The organism is Mesorhizobium sp. SEMIA396 (genome assembly GCF_024518615.1).
Taxonomy (GTDB): Bacteria; Pseudomonadota; Alphaproteobacteria; order Rhizobiales; family Rhizobiaceae; genus Mesorhizobium.
In genome coordinates this window covers 11874-35333 of the sequence record NZ_JANIFC010000018.1, presented here as the reverse complement: position 1 = coordinate 35333, position 23460 = coordinate 11874, and the positions used below count along the sequence as shown (strand labels likewise).

At 64.7% G+C, this 23460-nt stretch carries 20 protein-coding genes and 1 tRNA gene; 8 read left to right on the top strand and 13 right to left on the bottom strand.

What is annotated here, in order from left to right; all coding sequences use genetic code 11:
* On the top strand, window positions 1-237 hold the full coding sequence (locus NP503_RS31010; RefSeq protein ID WP_164748663.1) for a sulfurtransferase TusA family protein: 237 nt from the start codon (window positions 1-3) through the stop codon (window positions 235-237).
* Between the two features lie 9 nt (window positions 238-246).
* Here the strand turns inward: NP503_RS31010 and NP503_RS31005 are convergent, their stop codons facing one another.
* Both NP503_RS31005 and NP503_RS31000 read right to left on the bottom strand, forming a co-directional pair.
* Complete coding sequence (locus tag NP503_RS31005) at window positions 247-1371, bottom strand: GTP-binding protein (protein ID WP_127266675.1); 1125 nt, start codon at window positions 1369-1371, stop codon at window positions 247-249.
* A 3-nt stretch (window positions 1372-1374) separates the two neighbouring features.
* Window positions 1375-2538 (bottom strand): D-alanyl-D-alanine carboxypeptidase family protein, encoded by a 1164-nt coding sequence (locus NP503_RS31000; RefSeq protein WP_127266676.1) that lies wholly within the window; start codon window positions 2536-2538, stop codon window positions 1375-1377.
* Window positions 2539-2754: 216 nt separating this feature from the next.
* Here NP503_RS31000 and NP503_RS30995 point away from each other — a divergent pair, with 216 nt between their 5' ends.
* The 3 genes from NP503_RS30995 to NP503_RS30985 all read left to right on the top strand — a co-directional run bounded on the left by NP503_RS30995 (window position 2755) and on the right by NP503_RS30985 (window position 6304).
* Complete coding sequence (locus NP503_RS30995; RefSeq protein ID WP_127266677.1) at window positions 2755-3918, top strand: M20 aminoacylase family protein; 1164 nt, start codon at window positions 2755-2757, stop codon at window positions 3916-3918.
* Between the two features lie 83 nt (window positions 3919-4001).
* Window positions 4002-4078, top strand: a tRNA-Arg gene (locus tag NP503_RS30990).
* A 525-nt stretch (window positions 4079-4603) separates the two neighbouring features.
* Complete coding sequence (locus NP503_RS30985; RefSeq protein ID WP_236383416.1) at window positions 4604-6304, top strand: hypothetical protein; 1701 nt, start codon at window positions 4604-4606, stop codon at window positions 6302-6304.
* An 887-nt stretch (window positions 6305-7191) separates the two neighbouring features.
* Here NP503_RS30985 and NP503_RS30980 read toward each other — a convergent pair.
* The 7 genes from NP503_RS30980 to NP503_RS30950 all read right to left on the bottom strand — a co-directional run bounded on the left by NP503_RS30980 (window position 7192) and on the right by NP503_RS30950 (window position 14580).
* The gene (locus tag NP503_RS30980) at window positions 7192-7545 is read right to left on the bottom strand and encodes a cupin domain-containing protein (protein ID WP_127266678.1); all 354 of its coding nucleotides are present in this window, start codon (window positions 7543-7545) and stop codon (window positions 7192-7194) included.
* 340 nt (window positions 7546-7885) lie between these two features.
* Complete coding sequence (locus tag NP503_RS30975; protein WP_127266679.1) at window positions 7886-8779, bottom strand: sugar phosphate isomerase/epimerase; 894 nt, start codon at window positions 8777-8779, stop codon at window positions 7886-7888.
* A 97-nt stretch (window positions 8780-8876) separates the two neighbouring features.
* Complete coding sequence (locus NP503_RS30970) at window positions 8877-9815, bottom strand: ABC transporter substrate-binding protein (protein WP_027038073.1); 939 nt, start codon at window positions 9813-9815, stop codon at window positions 8877-8879.
* A gap of 76 nt (window positions 9816-9891) precedes the next feature.
* The gene (locus NP503_RS30965; RefSeq protein ID WP_127266680.1) at window positions 9892-10890 is read right to left on the bottom strand and encodes a ribose ABC transporter permease; all 999 of its coding nucleotides are present in this window, start codon (window positions 10888-10890) and stop codon (window positions 9892-9894) included.
* Complete coding sequence (locus tag NP503_RS30960; RefSeq protein WP_127266681.1) at window positions 10887-12431, bottom strand: sugar ABC transporter ATP-binding protein; 1545 nt, start codon at window positions 12429-12431, stop codon at window positions 10887-10889. Before NP503_RS30960 ends, NP503_RS30965 begins: the two co-directional genes overlap by 4 nt.
* Window positions 12428-13807 carry a carbohydrate kinase gene (locus tag NP503_RS30955; RefSeq protein WP_127266682.1) on the bottom strand — a complete coding sequence of 460 codons (1380 nt, stop codon included), beginning with the start codon at window positions 13805-13807 and terminating at the stop codon, window positions 12428-12430. The genes NP503_RS30960 and NP503_RS30955 overlap by 4 nt, the downstream gene beginning before the upstream one ends.
* Window positions 13804-14580, bottom strand: coding sequence for a DeoR/GlpR family DNA-binding transcription regulator (locus NP503_RS30950; RefSeq protein WP_127266683.1), 777 nt, complete (start codon window positions 14578-14580; stop codon window positions 13804-13806). Before NP503_RS30950 ends, NP503_RS30955 begins: the two co-directional genes overlap by 4 nt.
* A gap of 193 nt (window positions 14581-14773) precedes the next feature.
* On the opposite strand from NP503_RS30950, the gene NP503_RS30945 reads away from it, so the two are divergent.
* Genes NP503_RS30945 through NP503_RS30935 form a run of 3 tightly spaced genes read left to right on the top strand, consistent with a single transcriptional unit; the run spans window position 14774 to window position 17947 of the window.
* The gene (locus NP503_RS30945) at window positions 14774-15817 is read left to right on the top strand and encodes a class II aldolase/adducin family protein (protein ID WP_127266684.1); all 1044 of its coding nucleotides are present in this window, start codon (window positions 14774-14776) and stop codon (window positions 15815-15817) included.
* 7 nt (window positions 15818-15824) lie between these two features.
* Window positions 15825-17099, top strand: coding sequence for an FGGY-family carbohydrate kinase (locus tag NP503_RS30940; RefSeq protein WP_164749132.1), 1275 nt, complete (start codon window positions 15825-15827; stop codon window positions 17097-17099).
* On the top strand, window positions 17096-17947 hold the full coding sequence (locus NP503_RS30935; RefSeq protein ID WP_127272257.1) for a TIGR01459 family HAD-type hydrolase: 852 nt from the start codon (window positions 17096-17098) through the stop codon (window positions 17945-17947). The genes NP503_RS30940 and NP503_RS30935 overlap by 4 nt, the downstream gene beginning before the upstream one ends.
* On the opposite strand, the gene NP503_RS30930 is transcribed toward NP503_RS30935, so the two are convergent.
* The gene (locus tag NP503_RS30930; protein WP_127269653.1) at window positions 17934-18944 is read right to left on the bottom strand and encodes a sugar-binding transcriptional regulator; all 1011 of its coding nucleotides are present in this window, start codon (window positions 18942-18944) and stop codon (window positions 17934-17936) included. The two genes, NP503_RS30935 and NP503_RS30930, sit on opposite strands and share 14 nt — an antisense overlap.
* Before the next feature lie 159 nt (window positions 18945-19103).
* On the opposite strand from NP503_RS30930, the gene NP503_RS30925 reads away from it, so the two are divergent.
* On the top strand, window positions 19104-19907 hold the full coding sequence (locus tag NP503_RS30925; RefSeq protein WP_127269655.1) for a hypothetical protein: 804 nt from the start codon (window positions 19104-19106) through the stop codon (window positions 19905-19907).
* Between the two features lie 14 nt (window positions 19908-19921).
* Here NP503_RS30925 and ptsP read toward each other — a convergent pair whose 3' ends face one another.
* The 3 genes from ptsP to NP503_RS30910 form a co-directional block, all read right to left on the bottom strand.
* Window positions 19922-21901 carry a phosphoenolpyruvate--protein phosphotransferase gene (gene ptsP / locus NP503_RS30920; RefSeq protein ID WP_127269657.1) on the bottom strand — a complete coding sequence of 660 codons (1980 nt, stop codon included), beginning with the start codon at window positions 21899-21901 and terminating at the stop codon, window positions 19922-19924.
* 56 nt (window positions 21902-21957) lie between these two features.
* Window positions 21958-22338: a PTS glucitol/sorbitol transporter subunit IIA gene (locus tag NP503_RS30915; RefSeq protein WP_013529330.1), complete on the bottom strand. Its 381-nt coding sequence runs from the start codon at window positions 22336-22338 to the stop codon at window positions 21958-21960.
* A gap of 105 nt (window positions 22339-22443) precedes the next feature.
* The gene (locus NP503_RS30910; protein ID WP_027038062.1) at window positions 22444-23445 is read right to left on the bottom strand and encodes a PTS glucitol/sorbitol transporter subunit IIB; all 1002 of its coding nucleotides are present in this window, start codon (window positions 23443-23445) and stop codon (window positions 22444-22446) included.
* Window positions 23446-23460 lie beyond the last annotated feature (15 nt).

The following is a 23460-nucleotide window of genomic DNA, read 5'->3' as shown; positions in this document are numbered from 1 at the left end:
GTGGATGATCGCGCCGCTATTTATGACCTCAAGGGGCTGAACTGCCCCTTGCCCGTGCTCAAGGCCAAGAAGCGCCTGGCGGGGATGCAACCGGGCAGCCGGCTCTGGCTGGAGACCACCGACCCGCTGGCCGTCATCGACATTCCGGCATTCTGTTCGGAGAGCGGCCACCAGTTGATTGAAACGGCGGCGGTCTCCGGCGGCCATCGCTTCCTGGTCGAGTGCGGCGCGCCGTAATCGTGGGAGCTACCGCCCGGCAATCGCCAGCGGGTTGTTTTCCAGCGCGGCGCGATCGGGCGTGTCGATCGACGGCCGGTTGGTGAAGGCGGCGAACAGCCTGCGGATATAATCTTCGGGCATATCGAGCGTGATCAGCACCAGCCGCGTGCCGCGCTGGCCATCTGGCCAGGACGGCAATTGCACCGGCGGATGCAGTATCTTCTGCACGCCATGGATCACCAAAGGCCGCGACGGGTCTTCCCTGAGCTCGATGACGCCCTTCATGCGCAGCAGGCGCTCGCCATGTGTCGAGCGCAGCAGGTCGAGGAACATCTCGATCGCCGAAAACGGCACCGGGCCGTCATGCACCAGCGAATAGGAACGCACCCGCGAATCGTGGCGATGACCGTGGTCATGGCCATGTTCGTGATCATGCCCATCATGGTGATCATGATCATGATGGTGATGATCATGAGCGGCTTCCTCGCCCAGCCAGCGCCGCACATCGGCGGATTTGGTTGCCGGGTTGTAGAGGCCGCAATCAAACAGCGCCGCCACGCCTGTCCCCGTGTCACCGGCATCGAGCAGTTCGGCGCCCGGATTGATCTGCCGCAGGCGCGCCCGAAGCATTTCCAACTCATTGGGATCGGCGACCAGATCGGCTTTGCTGAGCACGATGCGATCGGCGACGGCAGCCTGCTTGACCGCCTCGACATGGGCGTCGAGCGTGGCGTTGCCGTTGACGGCATCGACCAGCGTGATGACGCCGTCGAGCCGGAAGGCCTGGATCAGCGCCGGATGCGCCATGATCGACTGCAGCACCGGCGCCGGGTCGGCAAGGCCGGTGGTCTCGACGATGACGCGGGCAAGCCGGGCGATGCGGCCGGTCTGCAGCCGGTCGACCAGGTCGGCCAGCGTGTCGACCAGTTCGCCGCGCACCGTGCAGCAAAGGCAGCCGTCCGAAAGCTGGATGATGCCGTCGGAAGACTGCTCGACCAGCAAATGGTCGATCGCCACCTCGCCGAACTCGTTGATGATTACCGCCGTGTCGGCCAGCGCCGGATCCTTGAGCAGCCGGTTGAGCAGCGTCGTCTTGCCGGCGCCTAGGAAGCCGGTCAGCACCGAGACGGGGATCGGGAAGCCGCTGCCCATTGGCTAGTTCGCAACCTTGGCCGGCTGGTCGCCCTGCGCGGCGGAGCCGGCAATCTTCGGGCCTGCGCCGGCCGGTGCCGGCCTGTCGGGCCGCCAGCTCGGGATCGGCACATCGGCATATTCCTGACCGCCCCGGTCGAGGATGGCCTTCGGCGCCGGACCGGTGGCGCCGCCAAGGCCGACGGCAACCAGCGTCGGCACATGGTCGAGCTTTTCCTGATAGGGCGATTTCGGCACGTCCTTGGCGACGACCGGCGGCGCCTCCGACTGCTCCTGCGGCGTCTTCTTCTTGCAGACCTCGTCCTTCATGTCGTTGGGCGAGACCGTGTCGCCATAGGGCGCCAGCGTGGTGACGGTGGCCGAGCCGGCGGCAGGCGCGTCAAAACCTTGATCGAGCAGTTTTGCCGCGGTCTCGGCACGTGTGACCGCCGATTTCTCGCCAAGCACCACCGCGACCAGCGTGCGCCCGTTGCGGGTCGCCGAACCGATCATGTTGAAGCCGGAAGGGCAGACAAAGCCGGTCTTCATGCCATCGGCGCCGGGATAACGGCCAATCAAGAGATTGTAGTTGGGGATAGCCTTCTTGCCGACGGCAAGGCCTTCGATCGAGAACCACGGCGCATATTGCGGAAATTCGCGGCGGATCGCCATCACCAGCACGGCGAGGTCGCGCGCCGTCGTGTACTGATCCGGCGAATAGAGCCCGTTCGGATTGACGAAATGCGTGCCGTTCATGCCGAGCCGGGTCGCTTCGGCGTTCATCCGGTCGGCAAAGGCCGCCTGCGAACCGCCGACATTTTCGCCCACCGCCATGGCGATGTCGTTGGCCGATTTGACCAGCATCATCTTCAGCGCGTTGTCGAGTCGCATCACCGAGCCCGGCTTGAAGCCCATCTTGCTTGGCGGCTCGGCGGCGGAGTGTTTGGTCACCTTGATCGGCGAATCAAGCTGAACCTCGCCGGCGGCGATCGCCCGAAAGGTGACATAAGCGGTCATCAGCTTGCTCAGCGATGCCGGATACCAGCGCTTGAACGCGTCCTGATGCTGCAGGATCTTGCCGCTGCCGAGATCGAATACGACCACCGGATTGGCCAGCGCCGGCCCGGCCACGACCGACAGCGCGATTGTGCCAACCGAGAATAGTTTGAGGAAATGCCTGTACCGCATGATCAAATCCGAAATCGCCTCTTGCCGTAGTCGCCCCTGGCTCCGTAAGATTTCGTTACGCGATCGCCAGCATGATTGGTCCGACCCTCAAAAACCGGACCGCATCGTTGCGGTGCTATTTACCCTATGTGACGCCAAGATGGCAAAGTGCCTGGCGATCACAATTGCAAGGCAGCGGACGACACCCGCCTGTCCCAACAGCGAGATGGAACCATCATGCCAATCCTGAACCGTGCCGCCGAAATGCAGGACGAAGTTGCCGGCTGGCGCCAGCATCTGCACCAGACGCCAGAACTGAACTTCGACGTCTTCAAGACCGCCGCCTTCGTCACCGAGAAGCTGAAGGCTTTCGGCTGCGACGATGTGGTCACCGGCCTCGGCAAGACCGGCGTCGTCGGCGTCATCCGCGGCCGCCAGGGCGAAGGCCCCACCATCGGCCTGCGCGCCGATATGGACGCGCTGCCGCTCAACGAGATCACAGGCAAATCCTACGCCTCGACCATCCCCGGCAAGATGCACGCCTGCGGCCATGACGGCCACACGGCGATGCTGCTGGGCGCGGCCAAATACCTCGCCGAGACGCGCAACTTCACCGGTTCCGTGGCGGTGATCTTCCAGCCGGCCGAAGAGGGCGGCGGCGGCGGCAACGAGATGGTCAAGGACGGCATGATGGAGCGTTTCGACATCTCAAGGGTGTTCGGCATGCACAACATGCCGGGCCTGCCCGTCGGGCAGTTCGCCATCCGCCCGGGCCCGATCATGGCGGCGACCGCCGAGTTCACCATCACCGTGCGCGGCAAGGGCGGCCACGCGGCGATGCCGCACGGCACGATCGACCCGATCGTCATCACCAGCCAACTGGTCGGCGCCTTGCAGACGATCGCCTCGCGCAGCACCGATCCGGTCGAGGCCGTGGTGGTGTCGGTGACCAAGTTCCACGCCGGTGACGCCTACAACATCATCCCCGAAACCGCTGAAATCGCCGGCACCGTGCGCACCTTGCGCAAGGAGATCGCCAAGAAGTCCGAAGAGCGCATCCGCAGCATATGCGACGGGCTGGCGACCGCGTTCGGGGCAAAGATCGAGGTCGACTACCAGGCAAATTATCCCGTGACCTTCAACCACGCGGAAGAGACGGTGTTTGCCGGTGATGTCGCGATGAGTGTCGCCGGCGACGCCCATGTCCACCGCGGCATCCAGCCGGTGATGGGCGGCGAGGATTTCTCCTACATGCTCGAAGCCCGCCCCGGCGCCTTCATCTTCATCGGCAATGGCGACACCGCCGGTCTCCACAACCCGGCCTACGACTTCAACGACGAGGTCATCCCGCACGGCATGAGCTACTGGGTGAAACTGGCGGAAACCGCGCTGGCCGCCTGACGACGGCAGCGCAAAGCCGGCCGAATTGCCATCGGCCGGCCTCTTGGCGAAACGATCCGAAGCGGCTATGTGTCTGGCCGCGTGGTCCCGTAGCTCAGTAGGATAGAGCGGCAGATTCCTAATCTGTAGGTCACAGGTTCGATTCCTGTCGGGATCACCACGCATTTTCACCAGCTTAGCAACTGACGTCGTACTTTTCGCGAAACAGTACGACGAATTCTAATTTCGCCGGGAATGCATCGCCGAACAATCCAGCTTCGCTCCGAAGAGCGGGCACTACAATGGCCCTTTTGTCTGGCCGAAGGCTGCCGGCAGGATCATTGCGAGGTGATGGTTGACCGTGGTGCGCTGTGACCTAGCTTAAGTTCATGATGGACAGTCAAGAGCCGGGAAGTGGCTTGTCCGCACCGGCGAACTCTCGCGAGGTTGATATGCAGAGGCGCAAATCGGCGTCTCAGGGCCCCGCATGTGTCCTTGGTCGGGCATTGCCCGCCAAGGAATATCAACTGCGGCGATCTATCAGCGCGCGACCGGCGCCCCGCCATCCGCAACAATTCGCAAGTACCAGAAGGATCCCGACGAAAGCGACGTTTCGAGGGCGGTAAGCCTTGGCCAAAACCAAGGCGGATGACCAGACATCGCTTTACGAACTTGACGATACACCCCAGAACGCACGGGCACGGCAATGCCAAATTATCTTGCCGAAATGTATGCAAACGACGTAAATTTGGCCATTCTGATCGCAGTGGTGACGCTTGCATCGGTGGGCGTCTATCTTGTGCTCCGGCGTATCCTTGCCGCGGTGCGACGACGCCGCCTTGCAGCGTTTGACGAAGGCAGATCCGGTATCGCCGACGAGGCTTCTTGGGAATGGGAAAGCCCGGCCGGACTTGTCGCCGGACCTGCTTCTTCCAAGGCTGCCAACCCCTTGCATGCGGTCGGCCTGGATGTTCGGGCTCAAAATACCAACTACTCTCGGTTCGGAGTGCGAATCGAGCATTTCGCCGCGACATCCGAACCCAGCGGGAGCTCGTTAGTGACCGGTGCTCCTGCACCGAACAGTGTGCAGTCTGGCCGGCTTGCAGCATCCATCAGCGCGATCGCGGAACGTGGGAAGCGGATTTGCGGGTCGGCATGGGACCAATTGCGCCATAGAGCTTCACCGCCAAAAATTGCTCCGTTGGCCTATGCTGCGGATCGCGGTTTGAATTTCACAGCGCAGATGGGAGATCCCGACCCGGCCATGGCGCCTGCCTCAAACCCTGTCGTTCGCAGGCCGATCGTTCTTGTATCGCGCTTGGGTCTCGCCGCCATTTGTCTGGCCGCGCCGATTGGCTATGCGATGACGAGACAAATCTGGGTCGAAAGCGCTTCCGCCATCTCGCAAACCCAAGACCAGGCCCATCGAGCCCTTTCGCGCCCGTTAGGACCTCAGGCGAGTGCCGAATTGCTTGGCCCGGATCTCACGGCTAACCAGGCGCAAGCCGGCACGGATCGTGCTCAGGCTGCCGCTGCGAGACAATTGGCCGACCAGGAGCACCGGGCGGCGGAAGGCGAGCGTACCAGGAGCGCCGCTCTGCAGGGAGCGCTCCTCGAGGCGAGCAAGCAGATCCACACGCTGAGGGCAAGCATGGCAGCTGCCGATGACGCGCGCGAGGAGCGGTTGCGCAATGAACTCGCGGCGGCCCGCACTCTTGACGCGTTGCGGCGCATTGCGGGAGATGCCCGCACGATGCTGAGCGAGGCCACCAGCTATGTCCTTGAGGAGATGCCCGCTGCTCATCTCGAGCAGGAGCAGGCCCAAAGGCAGGCGCGCGATTTATCGCAAGCGCGCGTCCAAATTGAACAGCTTCAGACCGAGGCCGCCGAGGATCGCGCCACGGCCAAGGCTTCACTGGCGCAGGCGAGCGGCATGCTCGACGACGAACGCCGGAAGGCGGAGCTGCTTCGTGGCGATCTCGCCGAAGCGAAACTGGCCAATGCCGCACTCATGAAGCGTACGGCCGCGGCTGAGCAGGAACGGACCGACGCGGTCACAGCGAGACAACAGGTGGAGCGGACCGCAGCTGACACGGAGCGAACGCTCGCACGAGAACGCGCTGCAGCAGCAGCGGCCGTTGAGGAGTTGAAAGAAGCTCGCGTCGAGCGCCAGGCGGCTGAACTGGAGCGAGCCAAAGCAGTCTCAGCGAAAGAGCGTGCCGAGCAGGCCGCAACCGAGACGGCACAGGCTCTGGCACGGGAACGTACTACAGCTGTCATGAATCGTGAGGATCTCGACAGAGCACGCATCGAGCGCGAAGCCGCCGCCCAAGCTCTTTTGGTGCGTGTCGCTAAGCTTCAGGAGGCTCTGGACGAGCAACGCGAGGCCGCACATAGTCGATGCTGACCTCGATAGGGGCCGAGATCGTCGCCCGACTCAACTGATGTACGACGCCCGCGCTGGCGACGCGCACGCTGGTCGCCCCAAACGGAGCGGCGGCCGACTCGATGGCATCATGGCAGGCCCGAACGACTTTATCCGGGACGCCCGGCAACGCCTCGGTTCGGCTGACTGTTGATTGAGTGTTGCTGTCGCTGGGAGGCTGGAGAGCGGCCGGCAGGTCGAGCGACTGTCCGCCCCTTGCGGACGCAACAGCAGTAGCGGTGGCCGGACCTACCGTCCCCGGGGCTGCCGCAGTGCCGCTTGTGCTGGTCTCGCCGTCGTCCGCCGACGAACTGGAGCCGCCGGGGTCATCGCCAGTCCCTTTCTGCGAGCCGCCGTGGTTGCCGCCGGCGTCATGACCTCCGCCGCCACCATGGCCACCAGAACCATGGCCGCCGTTGCCATGCCCTCCGCCTTGCTGACCACCGGTTGCAGCTCCTGCGCAAACTACGGCGATCGAGCAAGCTAAGACGAAATACGCACAGGTGAATCCACGCGATTGACGCACGACGACCTCCATGGATGCGTCGGTCCAACCGTCTTTCCGCGGCGTGCAGTCAGAACGGCCGAACCGCCGCTGCCCCCGAGGCAACCTAGCGATTGCCGCGCCCCCGAAAGAACTAGGGGATCGATCCGGTGTATCAAGGATATTTGGCTGGTAAGCGCCGATGAGAGATCGCTTGGCTGGCGAGTGCCGTATCATTCACGTCGAGGCCGACCGTGGATGACGCCGCAGACGCCTTCATGACCCAATGACCGGAGTCCGGGGAGTGGCCTGGCCGAGGCCCGGGCGAATGCAGAGATCAGCTCCGCCATGGCGAACCATGGCGGGCCAGACGGATCACCCCGCCTCAGCCAACCCTGACGACAAAATGCTTCGTCACCGGCTCGATGATCTTCCAGGTTCCCTTGAAATCGGCTTCCACCACGAAGGCATCGCCGGGACCGACCTCGACCGGTGTGCCGCCGTCCGGCGTGATGATGATGCGGCCGGCGATCATGTGCACGAACTCGTAGTCGGTATAGGTCGCGTGGTAGGTACCGGGCGTCGCGCGCCAGGTGCCCGACAGCACCTTGCCGTCCTCGGTCGTGTGCTGGACGGCGGTTTGCATGGTCGGCTTGCCCTCGACGACGATCCAGCCAGCCAGATCGCCGGCGTCCGCGTGTTCGACGGTGCCGAATTTGAGGATTGTCTCGCGTGTCATGTGCTGGGCTCCGTTTGGTGGATTGCGTGGCGTTGTTTGCCTGGCCGGTCAAATAACCGATGCACCTGCCGCGAGCAATGCCGGCGCCATACGGCCGGCACCTTGGCTGACGGTGCATCAAACAAAAAACCCGCCTGTGCGGCGGGTCACTGGCGCAAATCAGCACCATAAGCAAATATGTACCATAGCTGAGGTCACCGAGTCAAGAAAAAATTCCTATCTCGGAAAAACTGGCGGCACAAAAGCTACCAACACCGGCTACCACGAGGCTTTTTGTTAATCTGAGTTCGGAGCCCTGCCCTGCGGCGCACGCCGCGTCCTTCGGCTCTCGACGGGCGGGTCAGGGTTTGTGCCGCGCCGAGACGAGTTCCGCCTTGCGCCTTGCCGTCTCCATTCCCAGACCGATGAAAGCACGCGCGTGCTTGGCCAGCGCCATGTTGTCCGTCCAGAGATTGCGCCAGATCGCGGTCTTCTTCGACAGGTTCTCATCGACGATTTCCGAAGAGAAGGATTCGAAGCTGAGGTCGTCGCTGTAGCCGATAGCAGTCAGCGCATCGAAGATCGCGGCGAAATCGATATTGCCGGTGCCGAGGAAGCCGCGATGGCTTTCGCCGATATGGACATAGCCGATCTTATCGGCGGCATGACGGATGGCCAGCCCGACATCGGCCTCCTCGATGTTCATGTGGAAGGTGTCGAGATGCAGGAAGATGTTGTCCGAGCCTGTGTCCTCGATGAAGGCCAGCCCTTGCGCGGCGGTGTTGAGCAGATTGCTTTCGAAGCGGTTGACGATCTCGAGGTTGAGCGTGACGCCGGCCGCCTTGGCTGTCTCGGCAACCTTGGCCAGCGTGCCGGCACTGCGCTGCCATTGAGCGCGCGTCGGCGCCTCGACCTGCAATCCGTGGCTGGTCGAGAGAATGCCGGCGACCTTCCGGCCGCCGAGATCGCGCGTCAGCGCGATGGTGTCGTTGAGGATTTCGACGCCGCGCGCGGCAATCGCCTTGTCGGCGCTCGAAATGTCGCCATCAGCAGGCAATCCGATGCTGATCGCGACGCCGAGGCCAAGATCGGCGATGCGCCTGGCAAGCCCGCCGATGTCGACATTGGCGGGATCGAGATAGGAGAATTCGATGAGGTCGAAGCCGGCCTCCCTGGTGTTGGCCAGCGTGCGCTCGAGATCGGCCTGGGCCGAGCCCGCCGACCAGACGAAAGAATGGATTCCAATACGCGACATCATCGTCTCCGGTGCTGCGCATCGACCCCATTGGGGAACCGATGCCTGGACAAGACGTGCGGCCGGGTGATCCCGGCCGCACGCTGCTGAGGGACGTTTAGCGGGCCGCGGTCCAGCCCTTGTAGTCCTTCAGGTTCTCGGCCGTGATCAGCTTCGGGTCGAGCAGCACGGTCGGCTCCGCCGGCTTCTTGCCGGCCAGCAGTTCGGCCGCCATCGTCAGTGACTGGCCGGCCATCACGTAAGGATCCTGCGAGGCCGAGGCCTTGATCATCGAGGTGCCGGAGGAGAGTTCCTTCTCGATATCGGGCGCGCCGTCGACGGCGGTGAAGATGAATTCCGAACGGTTGAGCTGCTTGGCCGCAAGCTGGGCGCCGATCGCCGTCGGGTCATTGATGGCAAACACCGCATCGATCTTGTCGAAGCGGGTGAGCAGCGACTGGAACACCTTCAGGCCGCCGTCGCGCGAGCCTTCGGCATTCTGGTCGTCGGAGAGGATCTTGATGTCGGGATGCTGCGCCAGCACGTTCTTGCAGCCCTTCACCCGCTCCAGGATCGAGGACGATGCCGGTCCGTTGAGGATGACGTAGTCGCCCTTGCCGCCGGTGTGGTCGACCAGGTACTGGCAGGCCTCTTCGCCGGCCTTGACGTTGTTGGTCATCACGGTGACGTCGGCGCCCGGCGCCGAAACGTCGAAGGCGGCAACGACGATACCCGCGGCTTGCGCCTTCTTCACCGCCGGCGCGATCGCCTTGGCGTCGACGGCATTGAGCATGATCACGTCGACGCCGGCGGCGATGAACGAATCGACCTGCGAGACCTGCTTGTTGAGGTCATAGTCGGCCGATACCGAGGTCACCTCGACCTTCGGGTTGATCTTCTTGGCCGCGTCCTCGATGCCCTTGATGGTGGCGACGAAGAAGGGATTGCCGAGCAGGCCGACCGAGATACCGACCTTGTTGAGGTCCTTGGCCGAAGCAGGCGCGATGGCGAGCGACGCGAGTGCGACGCCGCAGAGCAGTTTGGCGATGGTCTTCATTGCTTTCCTCCGATTGCCCCGCGCCTCTCACGGTGCGTTACACAAACCGGTCGTTGACGCCGGCGACTAAGGTCAATCACGTTCTTGCTCCTGCCTGGAGCCTGTAGCGGTCGAGGGCGACCGCCACGATGATGACCAATCCCTTGATGATGTACTGCCAGATGTCGGAGACACCGGCCAAGATGAGCCCATTGGAGAGCACCGCGATGATCAGGCCGCCGATCAGCGTACCCCAGATCGAGCCGACGCCGCCGACGAAGCTGGTGCCGCCGAGGATGACCGCAGCAATGGCGTCGAGTTCGTAGGATTGCCCGAGCTGCAAGCCGTTGGCTGCGTAGAGCCGGGCCGCCGACATGGCGCCGCCAAGACCGGCCAGCAGGCCGGAAACGCCATAGACGAAGAGCAGCACCAGCGGCACCTTGATACCGGTCAGCCGCGCCGCTTCGGCATTGCCGCCGACGGCATAGATCCAGGTGCCGAGCACGGTGCGCTTGAGCACCAGCCAGGACAGCACCACCACCGACAGCGCGATGATGACCAGCCACGGAATGCCGAACAGCGAACCGTTGCCGATGAAATCGAACGGCAGGTCCGAGTTGAACACCGTGGTGTCCTGGCCGAGCAGGCGGGCGACACCGCGCACCGCGGTCAGCGAACCCAGCGTGACGATGAAGGGCGGCAGCTTGATGTAGGCGATGAGCAGCCCGTTGATGAGGCCGAAGCCGAGGCCGACCAGAATGGCCGCCGGCACGCCGAGCAAACCCCAGTCCGGCACCAGCGACACCATCACCGCCACCATCGCCGATGCGGCGAGGATGGCGCCGACGGACAGGTCGATACCGCCGGTCAAGATGACGAAGGTCATGCCGGCCGCCAACACGATGTTGATCGACGACTGCTGGGTGACGATCAGAAGATTGGTCTCGGTCAGGAAGCGCGGGTTCAGGAACTGGAAGCCGGCCGCCAGCAGGATCAGCACCGGCAGCATGCCGAGGGCAGCGAAAGCCGTGCGCAAACGTCGGCTTGTGCCGGTGGCCTGGCCGCCTGCGCTGATCTCGGTCGCCTTGTCGGTCATTGCTGAGCCGCTCCTGTTGCAAGTTCCATGATTTTCTCCTGGCTTAGCGGTTCGCCTTGCGATGCCGTCACCTCGCCCGATATCGTACCGTCGCGCATCACCAGCACGCGGTCGGCGACGCCGATCACCTCGGGCAGTTCGCTGGAGATCATCAGGATGGCAATGCCCTGTTTGGCGAGATTGTCGATCAGCCGGTAGATTTCCGATTTCGCCCCGACATCGACGCCGCGGGTCGGCTCGTCCAGGATGACGACCTTCGGCTCGGTTTCGAGCAGGCGGGCGAGCAGCACCTTCTGCTGGTTGCCGCCCGACAGCGAGCCGGCATTGGCCTGCACCGAACTGGTGCGGATGGAGAGATCGGCAACAGCCTTGGAAGCGCGCCTTTCGGCGGTCGCGAAGTCGCGCAAGCCGCCGGCGCGCGAATCCCGCGCCAGCACGCCCATGCTGATGTTGTCGGAAATCGACATGTCGAGGAACAGGCCAAGTTCCTTGCGGTCCTCGGTCAGATAGGCGATGCCGGCATCGAGCGCCTCGCGCGGCGAGCCGATGGAGATCGTTTTGCCGTCGAGTTCCAGCGTGCCTGACACGCGCCTGTCGGCGCCGAAGATCAGCCGCGCAAGCTCGGTACGGCCGGAGCCGACCAGACCCGCCAGCGCCAGCACCTCGCCCTTGTGCAGGTCGAACGAACAGTTTTTCAGGAGACGGCCGTCGGACATGCCACGCACCGAGAGCGCCACCGCGCGCTTTTCGTCCGGCGGCCGATGATCCTTCTTGTAGAAAGCCGACAGATCGCGGCCGACCATCATCGACACCAGGCGCGAGGCGCTGAGGTCGGCACGCTCGAGCGTACCGACATAACCGCTGTCGCGCAGCACGCTGACGCGATCCGCAAGCTGGTAGACCTCTTCCATGCGGTGACTGATGTAGATGATGGCGATGCCTTGCGATTTCAGCGTCGCGATGACCTCGAACAGCCGGTCGGTCTCGCGCGAGGTCAGCGACGTGGTCGGCTCGTCCATGACGATGATGCGCGCATTGGTCGACAGCGCGCGGGCGATCTCGACCAATTGGCGCTCGCCGAGCGACAGGCTGGAGACCATGTCGCGGGCCGAAAAGGAGACGCCCAGACGCGCGACGATCTCCCTGGCGCGCCGGGTGCACTGGTCGCGGTCGACGATACCGAAGCGTCGCGGCTCGTTGCCGAGGAAGATGTTTTGCGCCACCGTCAGATTGGGCGCCAGCGACAGCTCCTGATAGATCACCGCGACGCCGCTGGCGCGCGCCTTGATCGGATCGCCGGTCGCGGCCGGCATGCCGTCGATCAGGATCTCGCCGCCGGCATCCGGCCGATAGGCGCCTGAAAGCACTTTCATCAATGTCGACTTGCCGGCGCCGTTTTCGCCCATCAAGGCGTGCAGCTCGCCGGCGTGGACGCTGAGCGAGACATCGTGCAAGGCACGGATGGTGCCGAACGTCTTGGAGATGTGCCGCATCTCCAGCACCGGCTGGCGCGCGGTCTCGGCCCTGGCAATCGCACTCATCGCGCGCCTCCCACTGCCGCATCAGCGACGCCGCGGTCCATGGTGGCGTCGCGCCAATTGCTGCGATAGCCTGCCAACCCGGTGAAACGCGATGCGCGCACCGGCTCCGGAACTTCGGCGGCGAATTCGCGCCCGACGCTCTCGAAGGCGAGCGCCGCGGCACCCGTGGCGCTGCCCTCCAGCGTGGCGCCCTGCAGGAAGGCCTGGCCGGGACGCAACTGCGCCAGCAGCCCGGCGAGCACACCGCCTGTGTTCAGCCCGCCATCGACGATCACGGTGTTGTTCGAATGGATGAGGTCGAGGCAGAGATCGACCATCAGCGCGACATAGAGCAGCGCCGCGGCCGCGCGTTCCTCGGCATTGGGCGCGCGCCCGACCAGTCGGCCGGAATGCCCCGACATCGGCCCGCCCGGCGCAAAGCTCGGCAGCGCCATGATGCCGGCATCGATCACCCGCTGCACCACTGGGCCGGCGATCTCGCCTTGCCAGCCGGCGCTGATTGTTGCGAATTCGCGCCCGCCCATGAAGCGGATGGTCGGTACTGGGCCGCCGCCGACATCGACGTTGACCAGCATGTCGCGATCCCGGTCGAGTGCGTCGAGCGGGCAGTCCGGATTGAGCACGATGACCCAGGTGCCGGTCGAAACGACGGTGACCGGGCCAAGCTCCTGCCGGCGATAGGCATGCAGCGCCGCATTCGAGTCATGGACGCCGTTGTGGATGGCGATCGGTCGCGCCGCGGCGCCGAGGCGGTGCTCGCCGATAACAGTGCCGGCGCGCTCGAAGGCAGGCATCCGGTCACGCCAGCCCTGCGCGTCGACCAGCGAGGAAAAGTCTTGGCGGCGCGGCGCCCACAGATGCGAATGGCAGCCGAGATAGGACACTTCCGAGACCGCCCGCCCGCCAAGGCGCCAGCTCCAGTATTGCGGATAGCCGAGGATCGATTTCGACGCAGCGAACGCGTCCGGATCGACCTCCTGCAGCCACAGCATGTGGCGGCCGTAGTTGAAGCCGAGCGGCAGCCGCGGCGAGAACGTCTCGGAAAAGTCAGGAATGCGGCGATCGATCCGCGCGGCAATCTCGGCCGGCGGCTCTTGCTCGTAATCGAGGATCGGACGCGTCAGCGCCGCCTCGTCGACCAAGGCAAAGGTGCAGCCATGGCCCGACACCATCACCCCTTCCACTCCATGACCGTCGACCGCATCGGCAACGGCGCTGAGCGCCCAATGGTGGAGGGCCGCCTCGTCGAGCACGCTGAAGCCGTCTTGGCGCACCCATTTCGGCTGTGTCCGGCGCTCGTCGATGATCCGCCCGTCCTGGCCGAAGACGAACAGCTTCGAATTGGTCTTGCCGAAATCGAGGACAGCCACCTTCACTGGATGGCTCCCGAGGCTATCCGCACCATGACGCCGGCGTCTTCCAGCATGCGCGCATCTGCGTCGGAGAGGCCGTCGTCGGTGACCAGCGTGCCGATGCGCGAAAGCGGCAGCGCGACATTGCGCGCGTGGATCGACAGTTTGCGGCTATCGGCCAGCACCACGATCTGGTCGGCGCAGAGGCTGAGATCGACGATCGAGCGTACCAGCAGCGGGTGCGATTCCATCACGCCTTCCTGGCCAAGGCCTTGCGCGCCGAGAAAGAATTTGGAGGCGTAGAAAGGCACGGCCTGGGTGAGCGAATGGATGATGCCGGGCTCGCGATGCAGATCACCGCCGGCAACCGTCAGGCTGCAATGGCCGTGGTCGCTGAGATAGGCCGCCAGCGGCATCGAGTTGGTGTAGAGGCGGATGTTGCGCTCGGCGAGCTTGACCCCGAGATGGAAGCAGGTCGAGCCGCCATGCACGATAACGGCGTCGCCGTCACGCACCATGGTCGCCGCCAGAGCGGCGATCTGCCGCTTGGCCTCGACCGCAAGGTCGCGGTTCTCGTCATAGGGCCGGGCGTAGGCGACACCGGCCTGGGAAGCGCCGTCGAGTGCCGAGATGCCGCCATAGACCTTCCGTGCTTCGCCGGCCTCGTCGATCCGGTCGATGTCGCGCCTGACCGTCGCGGCCGAAACGCCAAGCCGTTCCTGCAGCTCACGCACCGAAGCGAACGGACGATCCCGCAGCAGTTCGACGATCTGACGCTGGCGGCCGGAGTCGCTCAATTCTTTCCTCCCGGATGCCATTTTCCATGGCAGTTGGCGCAACTTACTCAACATTAGCCAGATTGCAAGCGGGTTTTGATGATAGTAGATCACTATTGACGTAGATCACTCGTATCTGCGATATCAGCGCCAATTCGACCCCGGCAACGGGATTTCGCGCAGGACACGGCCGAGCCGTTGGAGGAAAAGCGCCATGGCGACCCAAGCTGATGCGCAGGAACTGGCGGCCTTGCGGGCGCTTTCGGCCAGCATCGGGCGGAGCCCGCATCTGACCCAGGCGGCAGGCGGCAACACCTCGCTGAAAGCCGGCGACACGCTGTGGATCAAGGCCTCCGGCACCTGGCTGAAGGACGCGCTCGTCGATGACATCATGGTGCCGGTGGCGATGGCGCCGCTGCTGAGAGCCGTCGAGCAGCGCGATCGCGCCGCCGACCAGCCGCAGGGTTTCACCATTGCAGCGCTCAACCCGCGCGGCCTGCGGCCGTCGATCGAGACCACGGTGCACGCCCTGATGCCGCAGCGCGTTGTTCTGCATGTCCATTGCGTCGACACCATCTCGCTTGCCGTGCAGGCCGATGGCGAGGCCGAGGTCGCCAGGCGGCTCGATGGCATCGAATGGGCCTATGTGCCCTATTTCCGGCCCGGCCTGCCGCTTGCACGCGGCATCGCCGAGAAACTGCGGCCTGGTGTCGACGTGCTGATCCTTGGCAATCACGGCCTGGTCGTCGCCGCCGAAACCGTCGCCGGGGCGGAGCTTCTGCTGCGCCGTATCAGGTCATTGCTGGCCCGGCCGGCGCGCGCGACCGCCGCACCAGACCTCGACGCCTTGGCGGCGCTTGCCGGCGGCAGCGGCTACAGATTACCGGCCGCTGTCGAAGCGCATGCGGTTGCGCTCGACCCTGAGAGCCGCCGCATGGCGCAGGCCGGCAGCCTCTATCCGGACCACGTCATCTTCCTCGGCCAGGGCTCCGTCGTGGCGAAACCAGGCGAGGCGGTGGCCGATGTCATTGCACGACTGGGCACGTCGCCTGCGGCGATCCTGTTTCCCGGCGCAGGCGTGCTGATGCGCGGCGACGCCAGTGCCGGCGCCGATGCCATGCAACGCTGCCTCGCCGACGTGACGGCGCGCATCGATGTCGCCGCGCGGCTGAACTATCTCACCGCTTCCGAGAATGACGAACTGGTCAACTGGGACGCCGAGCAATATCGCCAGAAGCTAAACGCGGCTGGCGGCTAGCATGGGCATGATGCCACTTGCCATCGGCATCGACATCGGCACATCGGGTGCGCGCGCCGTCGCCATGCGCCCGGATTTTTCCATAGCCGGGCACGCGGCCGTCCCACTCGACAGGTTTGGCAGCGAGGGGCGAGCTCCCACGGCGTGGTGGCAAGCGGTCAAGACGGTGCTGACGGAGCTGCTTTCCGGCATCGACCGCACGGCGGTCCGCGCCATCGCCGTTGACGGCACCTCCGGCACGCTGCTGCCGGTCGACGCCGCCGGGCGGCCGCTGGCCGAACCGCTGATGTACAACGACAAGGTCGATGACGACGACGTCCTGGCCGTGATCGCCCGCACCGCGCCGGCTGCAAGTGCAGCGCACGGAGCGACATCCGGCCTCGCCAAGGCCCTGCGCTTCCAGCATCTGCCGGGCATTGCGGCGGTGCTGCATCAGGCCGACTGGATTGCCGGAAACTTCTCCGGCCGCTTCGACATCAGCGACGAGAACAATGCCCTGAAGACAGGCTATGATGTCGAGGCCCGCCGCTGGCCGGAATGGATCGCGGCGACCGGAATGCGCATGGAGTTGCTGCCGCGCGTGGTCGAACCGGGCGAGGTCACGGGCGCCCTCACCGCGGAAGCCGGGGAACTGTTCGGCTTACCGCGCGATGTGGCCGTCGTCGCCGGAACCACGGATGGTTGCGCCTCGTTCCTGGCGACCGGTGCCGCCGCGATCGGCGACGGCGTCACTGCGCTGGGATCCTCGCTGACCATCAAGATCCTGTCCGACCGGCCGATTGCGGCGCCGCGCTTCGGCATCTACAGCCACCGGCTCGGCAACGCCTGGCTGGCGGGCGGTGCGTCGAATTCCGGCGGCAAGGTGCTGGCTCAGCATTTTCCGCTCGCCTGTATCATCGAACTCAGCGCGACAATCGACCCGGAGACCGACACCGGCCTCGATTACTATCCGCTTCCCGCCACGGGCGAACGATTTCCGATCGCCGATCCGGCGCTGCCGCCTCGCCTTGCGCCCCGGCCGGCGGACGACGCCGATTATCTGAAAGCGATGTTCGAAGGCATCGCCGCGATCGAAACGCTCGGCTATGACAGGCTTGCCGAACTCGGCGCGCCCGCGCTGATATCGGTCCGGAGCGTCGGAGGCGGGGCGGCGAACCCGGCCTGGACGGCAATCCGGCGACGCAGGCTCGGCGTCGATTTCCTGCCCGCGCTTTCCGACGAGGCCGCCGCCGGCACGGCGCGGCTGGCGCTGATGGGTGCAAGCCGGGCAGGACTCCTATGAGCGCCAAAACGATCGAACGTCTCGACGGCATCGGGCCGCTGGCGGAGCGCTACGACGTGTTCCTGCTCGACCAGTTCGGCGTGCTGCATGACGGCACACGGCCCTATCCAGGCGCGGTGGCAGCGCTGTCGGCGCTGAAGCGCGCCGGCAAGACCGTGGTGCTGGTTTCGAACTCCGGCAGGCGGGCACGACCCAATGAAAGCCGGCTCATGAAACTCGGCTTCGAAGCGGGAAGCTGGGATCATTTCGTTTCTTCCGGCGAGGTGGCGTGGCGATCCTTCAGGCAGATGGCGATTTCGGGGAAGCTGCGCCCAGGGACAAAATGTCTGCTGATCAGCCGTGAAGCTGACCGCTCCGCGATCGAGGGCCTGCCTTTTGTGCTGACCGGGTCCGGCGATGAGGCCGAACTGGTGCTGATCGCGGCCAGCGAGGGTGACCGCTTTGACCTCGACCATTATCGCAGGCTGTTCGCGCCGGCTGCAGAGCGGCGGGTGCCGTGTTTCTGCACCAATCCCGACATCGTCATGCTGACGACCGTTGGCCCTCGCTTCGGCGCCGGTCGTCTGGCCGATCTCTATGAAAGCCTGGGCGGCAGCGTTACCCGTATCGGCAAGCCCGACAAGGCGATTTTCGAAGCCGCGCTGGCGCTGGCCGGCGAGCCGGACCCTGGCACCGTGGTCTGTGTCGGCGACAGCGTCGAACACGATATATCGGGGGGAAACAGCGCCGGCATCGCCACCGCGCTGGTGCTGAGCGGAATACTGGCGGACACACCGGATCTCGCCGCTGTTTTCGACGAACAGCAGGCCTGGCCGGACTACATCACGGACAGTTTCAGCTTCCGCTGACCGCCTCCAGCATACGCCGCGCGCTCTCCTCGTCGGTGATCAGGATGGTTGGGGCGATGAGGGTCATGGCGCCGAGCAGCGCTTCGGTTTTCTCCTCGCCACCGGAGGTGAGGATACGGATCGGCGCCTTGCGCAGACGGTCGACATCCACCGACATCACGTGGCTGTTGACCGGATGGTCGACCAGATCGCCGTTGCGGTCGAAGAAATGGAACAGGAGGTCACCCACGGCGCCTCGCGCAAGCAGGGCCTCCCGATCCGCCTCCTTGAGAAAGCCGCCCCGAGAGAAGGTGGTGGCCGAGGCAATCCCGCCGACGCTCAGCAGAACGGCATCAAGCACGTCGGCCATTTCGAAAATCTCCTGCAGGCCGCAGCGCTCGATCAGTGCGATCTTGGTCTCGACGCTGTCGACGACGGCTGGTGTCGGCATCAGATAGCCGTCGCCCTGGAATATCTGAGCGAAGCGCCAGGCGAACTCGGCTGGGTTTACCCGGCGCACGACGCCGACACCGCCAAGCAGCGAAATCACCTTGAAATCGGTGAGCGACTTGGCGCTGATGAAGGGCAGGCTCGAGAACAGCGTCTGCCCCCAGCCGACGCCGACCCGCATGCCGGACTTCATCGTGTCCGACAGGAAACTGCCGGTCTTGGCGCTGATCGCTGGTATCGGATCGGCATTGGGTGCCGAAAGCGGCGCCACCAGCGCCTGCTGCAGCCCGAACGTCTTCTCCAGCGCGCGCTCAAGCCGCACGATTTCCGACAATTCGCTCTCGATGGTGATCTTCACTTCGTTGCGCGCCCGGGCATCCGCCAGCATGCGCACGATGGTGACGCGACCGACGCCGAGCACGTCGGCGATCTCGTTCTGCGTCATCTGTTCGACGAAATACATCCAGGCGGCGCGAATCCTGAGGCGATCCGTTCGGCTTTCGCTGGCGACCTGCTCGGTTGCCTCGCCTCGACCGTCTTCGCTTTCGCCCTGTCGTCGTCTGCCCAAGTCTGTCTCTCCCCCTGCGGCGACGGACGAGCGCGCTGCCGCCGATTCTGCATGCTGGTCTAGTATCGCCTATTGATCTACCAATCGATAGGAACAATGTAGAGAGTGGCGGCTGCCCCGGTTGGCGGCTATCCGCAGCAAATTTCAAGGCGATCTGCGATGCTCCGACAAATCTCCGAAGATGTCCGCGTCAATCTGAAGGATCGGCTGCGGGAAGTCCGCGAAATCATCCGCCAGAGCCGCCATGACGGCAGCGGCGATGCCAGCATCCTGCGCGAAGCAACCAGCCATCTGCCGCCGTTTCCGGGCAAGGGCATCGAAGGCCTGCTCAGCCATGCCGCCAGTGCCGTCGACGAGGCGCTGTCGATCGCTGAAGCTTTCGTCCCGCATGAGCGCCCGATCAAGGTGGACGGCACGACGGTAAAGGGCCTCGGCACCTATTTCCCGATCGGCAACGAGGATCGCCAGCTGAGCGCGGAGCGCCTGTTCCGGCGCGATATGTATTATCTGACCAAGGCGGTGCTTGCCGGCCTGAACATCGACAATGCCCGCATCCACGAAGCCGATTTCGCGGCCGTCCATGCCACGATGCGCAAGCGGCATGGCGACCTCCTGGCCGCCTTGGCCACGCCAGGCGCCGGACTGCAGGCAATCGCGGCGATCTGTTCGGCGCTGCTGGTCGAGTGCCTCAGCCAGCGTCCAGTTCGCTTTGCCGAGACCGTGCCGGAAACGCCGGCCGCGATTGCCGGCCGGGCGCTCGACATAAGCTGCCTGGCGCCGCTCGCTTTGGCCTGCGGCCTGGCGACCACCGGCAGCGACGGTGCACCGGAGCCGGATATGCTGGAGATCGCGATATTGGCGGCGGATATTCGCCACGACCGCATCGTTCAGGCCTGCGCCAAGGCAAACCCCATCGCTGAACTGACACCGGTGTTCGCCACCTTGCTTGCCCATCTGCCGTAATTAGCCGGTCTGGGCTAGCCTTCAGCGGCCATGGCCATGATCGCTTTCTTGGCGCGCTGGATGGAAGCCGGGCTCATCGACAGTTCGGTCAGTCCCATCTTCACGAAGGTCGCAATGAGATCGGGACGGCCGGCCGCCTCACCGCACATGCCGACCATGATACCGGCGGCGACGCCGGCTTTTGCCGTCATTTCGATCGCCGACATGACGGCTGGATTGGTGACATCGTTGAGCTTGGCGACGGTCGGATTGAGCCGGTCGGCGGCCATGATGTACTGGGTCAGATCGTTGGTTCCGATCGAGAAGAAAGCGACCTCCTTGGCCAGCGCCGGAGCGATCAGCACGGCGGCCGGGGTTTCGATCATGACGCCGAGATCGAATGATGCGTGCGGCACGCCTTCGGCTTTCAGCTCGGCCGTGCATTCATCAACCAGCACGCGCGTCTGCCTGACCTCCGAGAGGTCGGACACCATCGGCAGCATCACCTTGATGTTGCCGTGCACGGCGGCCCGCAGCAGCGCCCGCAGTTGGCGCTTGAAGATGTCGGGCCGGTCGAGACACATGCGGATGCCGCGCCAGCCGAGGAAGGGGTTTTCCTCGTCGGGAAATTCGATGCCGGCAATCGGCTTGTCACCGCCGATGTCGAGCGTGCGCACAATGACCGGATAAGGCGCAAAAGCCTTGGCCAGCGCCGCATAGGTCTCGGCCTGCATGTCTTCCGAGGGCAGATGCATATGGCGCATGAACAGAAGCTCGGTGCGGAACAGGCCGATGCCCATGGCGCCAGCCTCTTGCGCCGCTTCGATTTCCTCAAGTGAGCCGATATTGGCCGCGATCTCGATGATCCTGCCGTCGGCAAGCTTCGGCGTCACCGTCTTGAAGATGGTCAGGCCGGCGCGCTCCTTTGCCGCCGCTTCGACGCGGCCGGCGAAATCGGCGCGGGTCGCCGCGTCGGGGTCGATGATCACATGGCCGGCATTGCCGTCGAGCGCGACCTCTCGCGCGGTGCGCAAGGCATTGATCTGGCCGCCAAGGCCGAGCACGGCCGGAATGCCGTGCGAGCGCGCGATGATGGCGATGTGCGAAGTGGCGCCGCCATGGCCGCACACCACGCCGCCGATACGCTTCAGCGGCGCGCGTGCCAGATCCCAGGCACCGATGTCGTCGGCGATCAGGATAGCGCCTTCGGGGATGTTTTCGAGGCTGATATCGTCCTGCCCCAGCAACACGAGGCAGATCTGCCGCCCGACCGCATGAACGTCGTCCGTCCGGGCGTTGAGATAGTGATCGTCGACCGCGCTGAATTCGGCGGCAATGGTGGAGGCGGCGGTGATGACGGCGGAGACCGCGTCATTGCCGCCCTTGATCAGGCCCTCGGCCTCACCAGTCAGGCTGTCGTCGGCGGCGATATCGCGCAGCGCAGCGACGATGCCGCGGTCTCCAGCCGACAGGCTGTCCTGCGCCAACGCAAGATCCATGCGGGCCTGGACCGCGCCGACGGCTGTGCGGAACCTGTCGATCTCGCCTTCGATCTCCTCGGCCCGCAACACGCGGCCCCGTCCGGCGATATCGGGTGGGAAATGCGCAAAGGCCGGGCCGATGGCGAAACCTTCGCTGGCGGCCACGCCACGCAGGCGGTTTGCCCCGTCAGGAGCCGCCGGCACGAATCCGGGCGCGGGTGCCGCTTCCTGCCCGGCATCGTTCGCCGGGCTCTGCGCTTCCGCTTCATCATCGAGGCCGGCCCGCGGATTCTCGAGGTAGCCGATCAGCGCCTCGAGCGCCTCGATGGCATCGGCGCCATTCGCCCGCACCGTGACTTCCTGGTTCTCCTTGACCGCCAGCAGCATCAGCTTGACCGAACTCTTGGCGCTGACCGCCTTGCCGTCCTTGACCAGTTCGACGTCGGATTCGAAGCCCTTGGCGAGCTTCACGAACCGCGTCGCGGGACGGGCGTGCAAACCTTCATGCACTCGGACGATGGTCGAGCGTTCCATGGCAAATACTCTGGTTTTGGGCGCCGCTCCCAACATAGGCCGCGGCGCGAATGCTGTCAGGCGGCGATGGTGATGATCGCCCCGGTCTTCAGTGCGGCCACGAGCGCTTGCGGGTCGACTTGCGACGCGCAGATCTCGCCGGGCCTCTCGGCCTCCGTAGCGCCGTTGAACGAAATGACGACATGGCCCATTTCCAGCACCTTGCTCCACGCGCTGGAGCCGACCGCTGTGATAACAGCGGCAACCGGGCCGAGGGTGATCGAAGCGCCCTTGGCGGGCGCTCCGTCACTTGGCCCCTGCTCCGCCTTGTGGAGCACCGAAACCTCGGCAAGCTCCGGCGGCGAGCCATCCGCAAACAGGATGACCACGCCCCCTTCGGCAAGGTCCGCCACTTCGGGGCCGATGGCAGTGACCCGTGTTCTCAGCAGAACCGTCATATGGCGAACCTCTTCTCTACTTTTCCTAGAGCGGTGAACCGCTCTATCTCTTTGTTTTGACGCAATTTCCAAAGGAAAGCATTATGCGCTTTTCCCGGAATTGCCTTAGAACACGATCAGGCTGACGACCCAGGCGATCAGCACCGAGACCGGCCCCATGATCTGGCGGCTGATGAGCACCGCCGGAACGCCGATTTCGATCGTCTTAGGCTTGGCCTCACCGAGCGCCAGGCCGACCGGGACGAAGTCGCAGCCCACCTGGGTATTGTAGGCAAACAGCGCCGGCAGTGCCATCGCCGGCGAAATCGTGCCGTTGGCGATCTGCGGGCCGATGATGGCAACGCCGATGACCTGCGCGATGACAGCGCCTGGCCCGAGGATGGGCGAAAGGAACGGCAGGCCGCAGATCGCCGAGATGATCAGCAGGCCGACGATGTTGTTGGCCAGCGGACCCATCGGCTGCGCCAGCACATCACCGATGCCGGTATACAGGATCAGACCGATGAGCATGGTCACGAACGCCATGAACGGCAGCACGTTGCGAATGACCTGATCGATGGTGCGACGGCCGGCATTGAAGAAGATGCCGACGATACGTCCCATGACGCGGCCGATCGTGCTGATGAGCCCGATCAGCCCACCTTCGCTCGGCAGCGGCTGTGGTGCCGCGGCCGCATTGTTGCTTGAACTCATCGCTGCTGCTCCCCCTGCAGTCGTGACCGTTTCGGATCCGTCCGCCATTGTGATGTTGGCCGGCTTCACGCCCGAAACGTAGATGTCCTCGGTGATGAACTGGGCCAGCGGTCCGGACTGACCGACCGGCGTCAGATTGACGGTCGGGATGCGCTTGCGCGGATAGACGCCGCATCGTGCGGTGCCGCCGCAGTCGACGACGACAACCGCCATCTCGCTTTCGATCGGCGGCGCCCTGAAGCCGTCGACGGCTTCGCCACCGGTCATGTCGGCGATAAGCTGCGCCACCGGGTGAATGCCACCACCGGTGACGGAAACAACCTTGCTGCGCTGTTCGGTTGGCTCGATGACGAGCGGGCCGCCCCAGCCGGTTTTGCCCTGGGTGATCCTTACGGCTTTGTATGTCTTGGCCATGATGTCCTCCCCGCC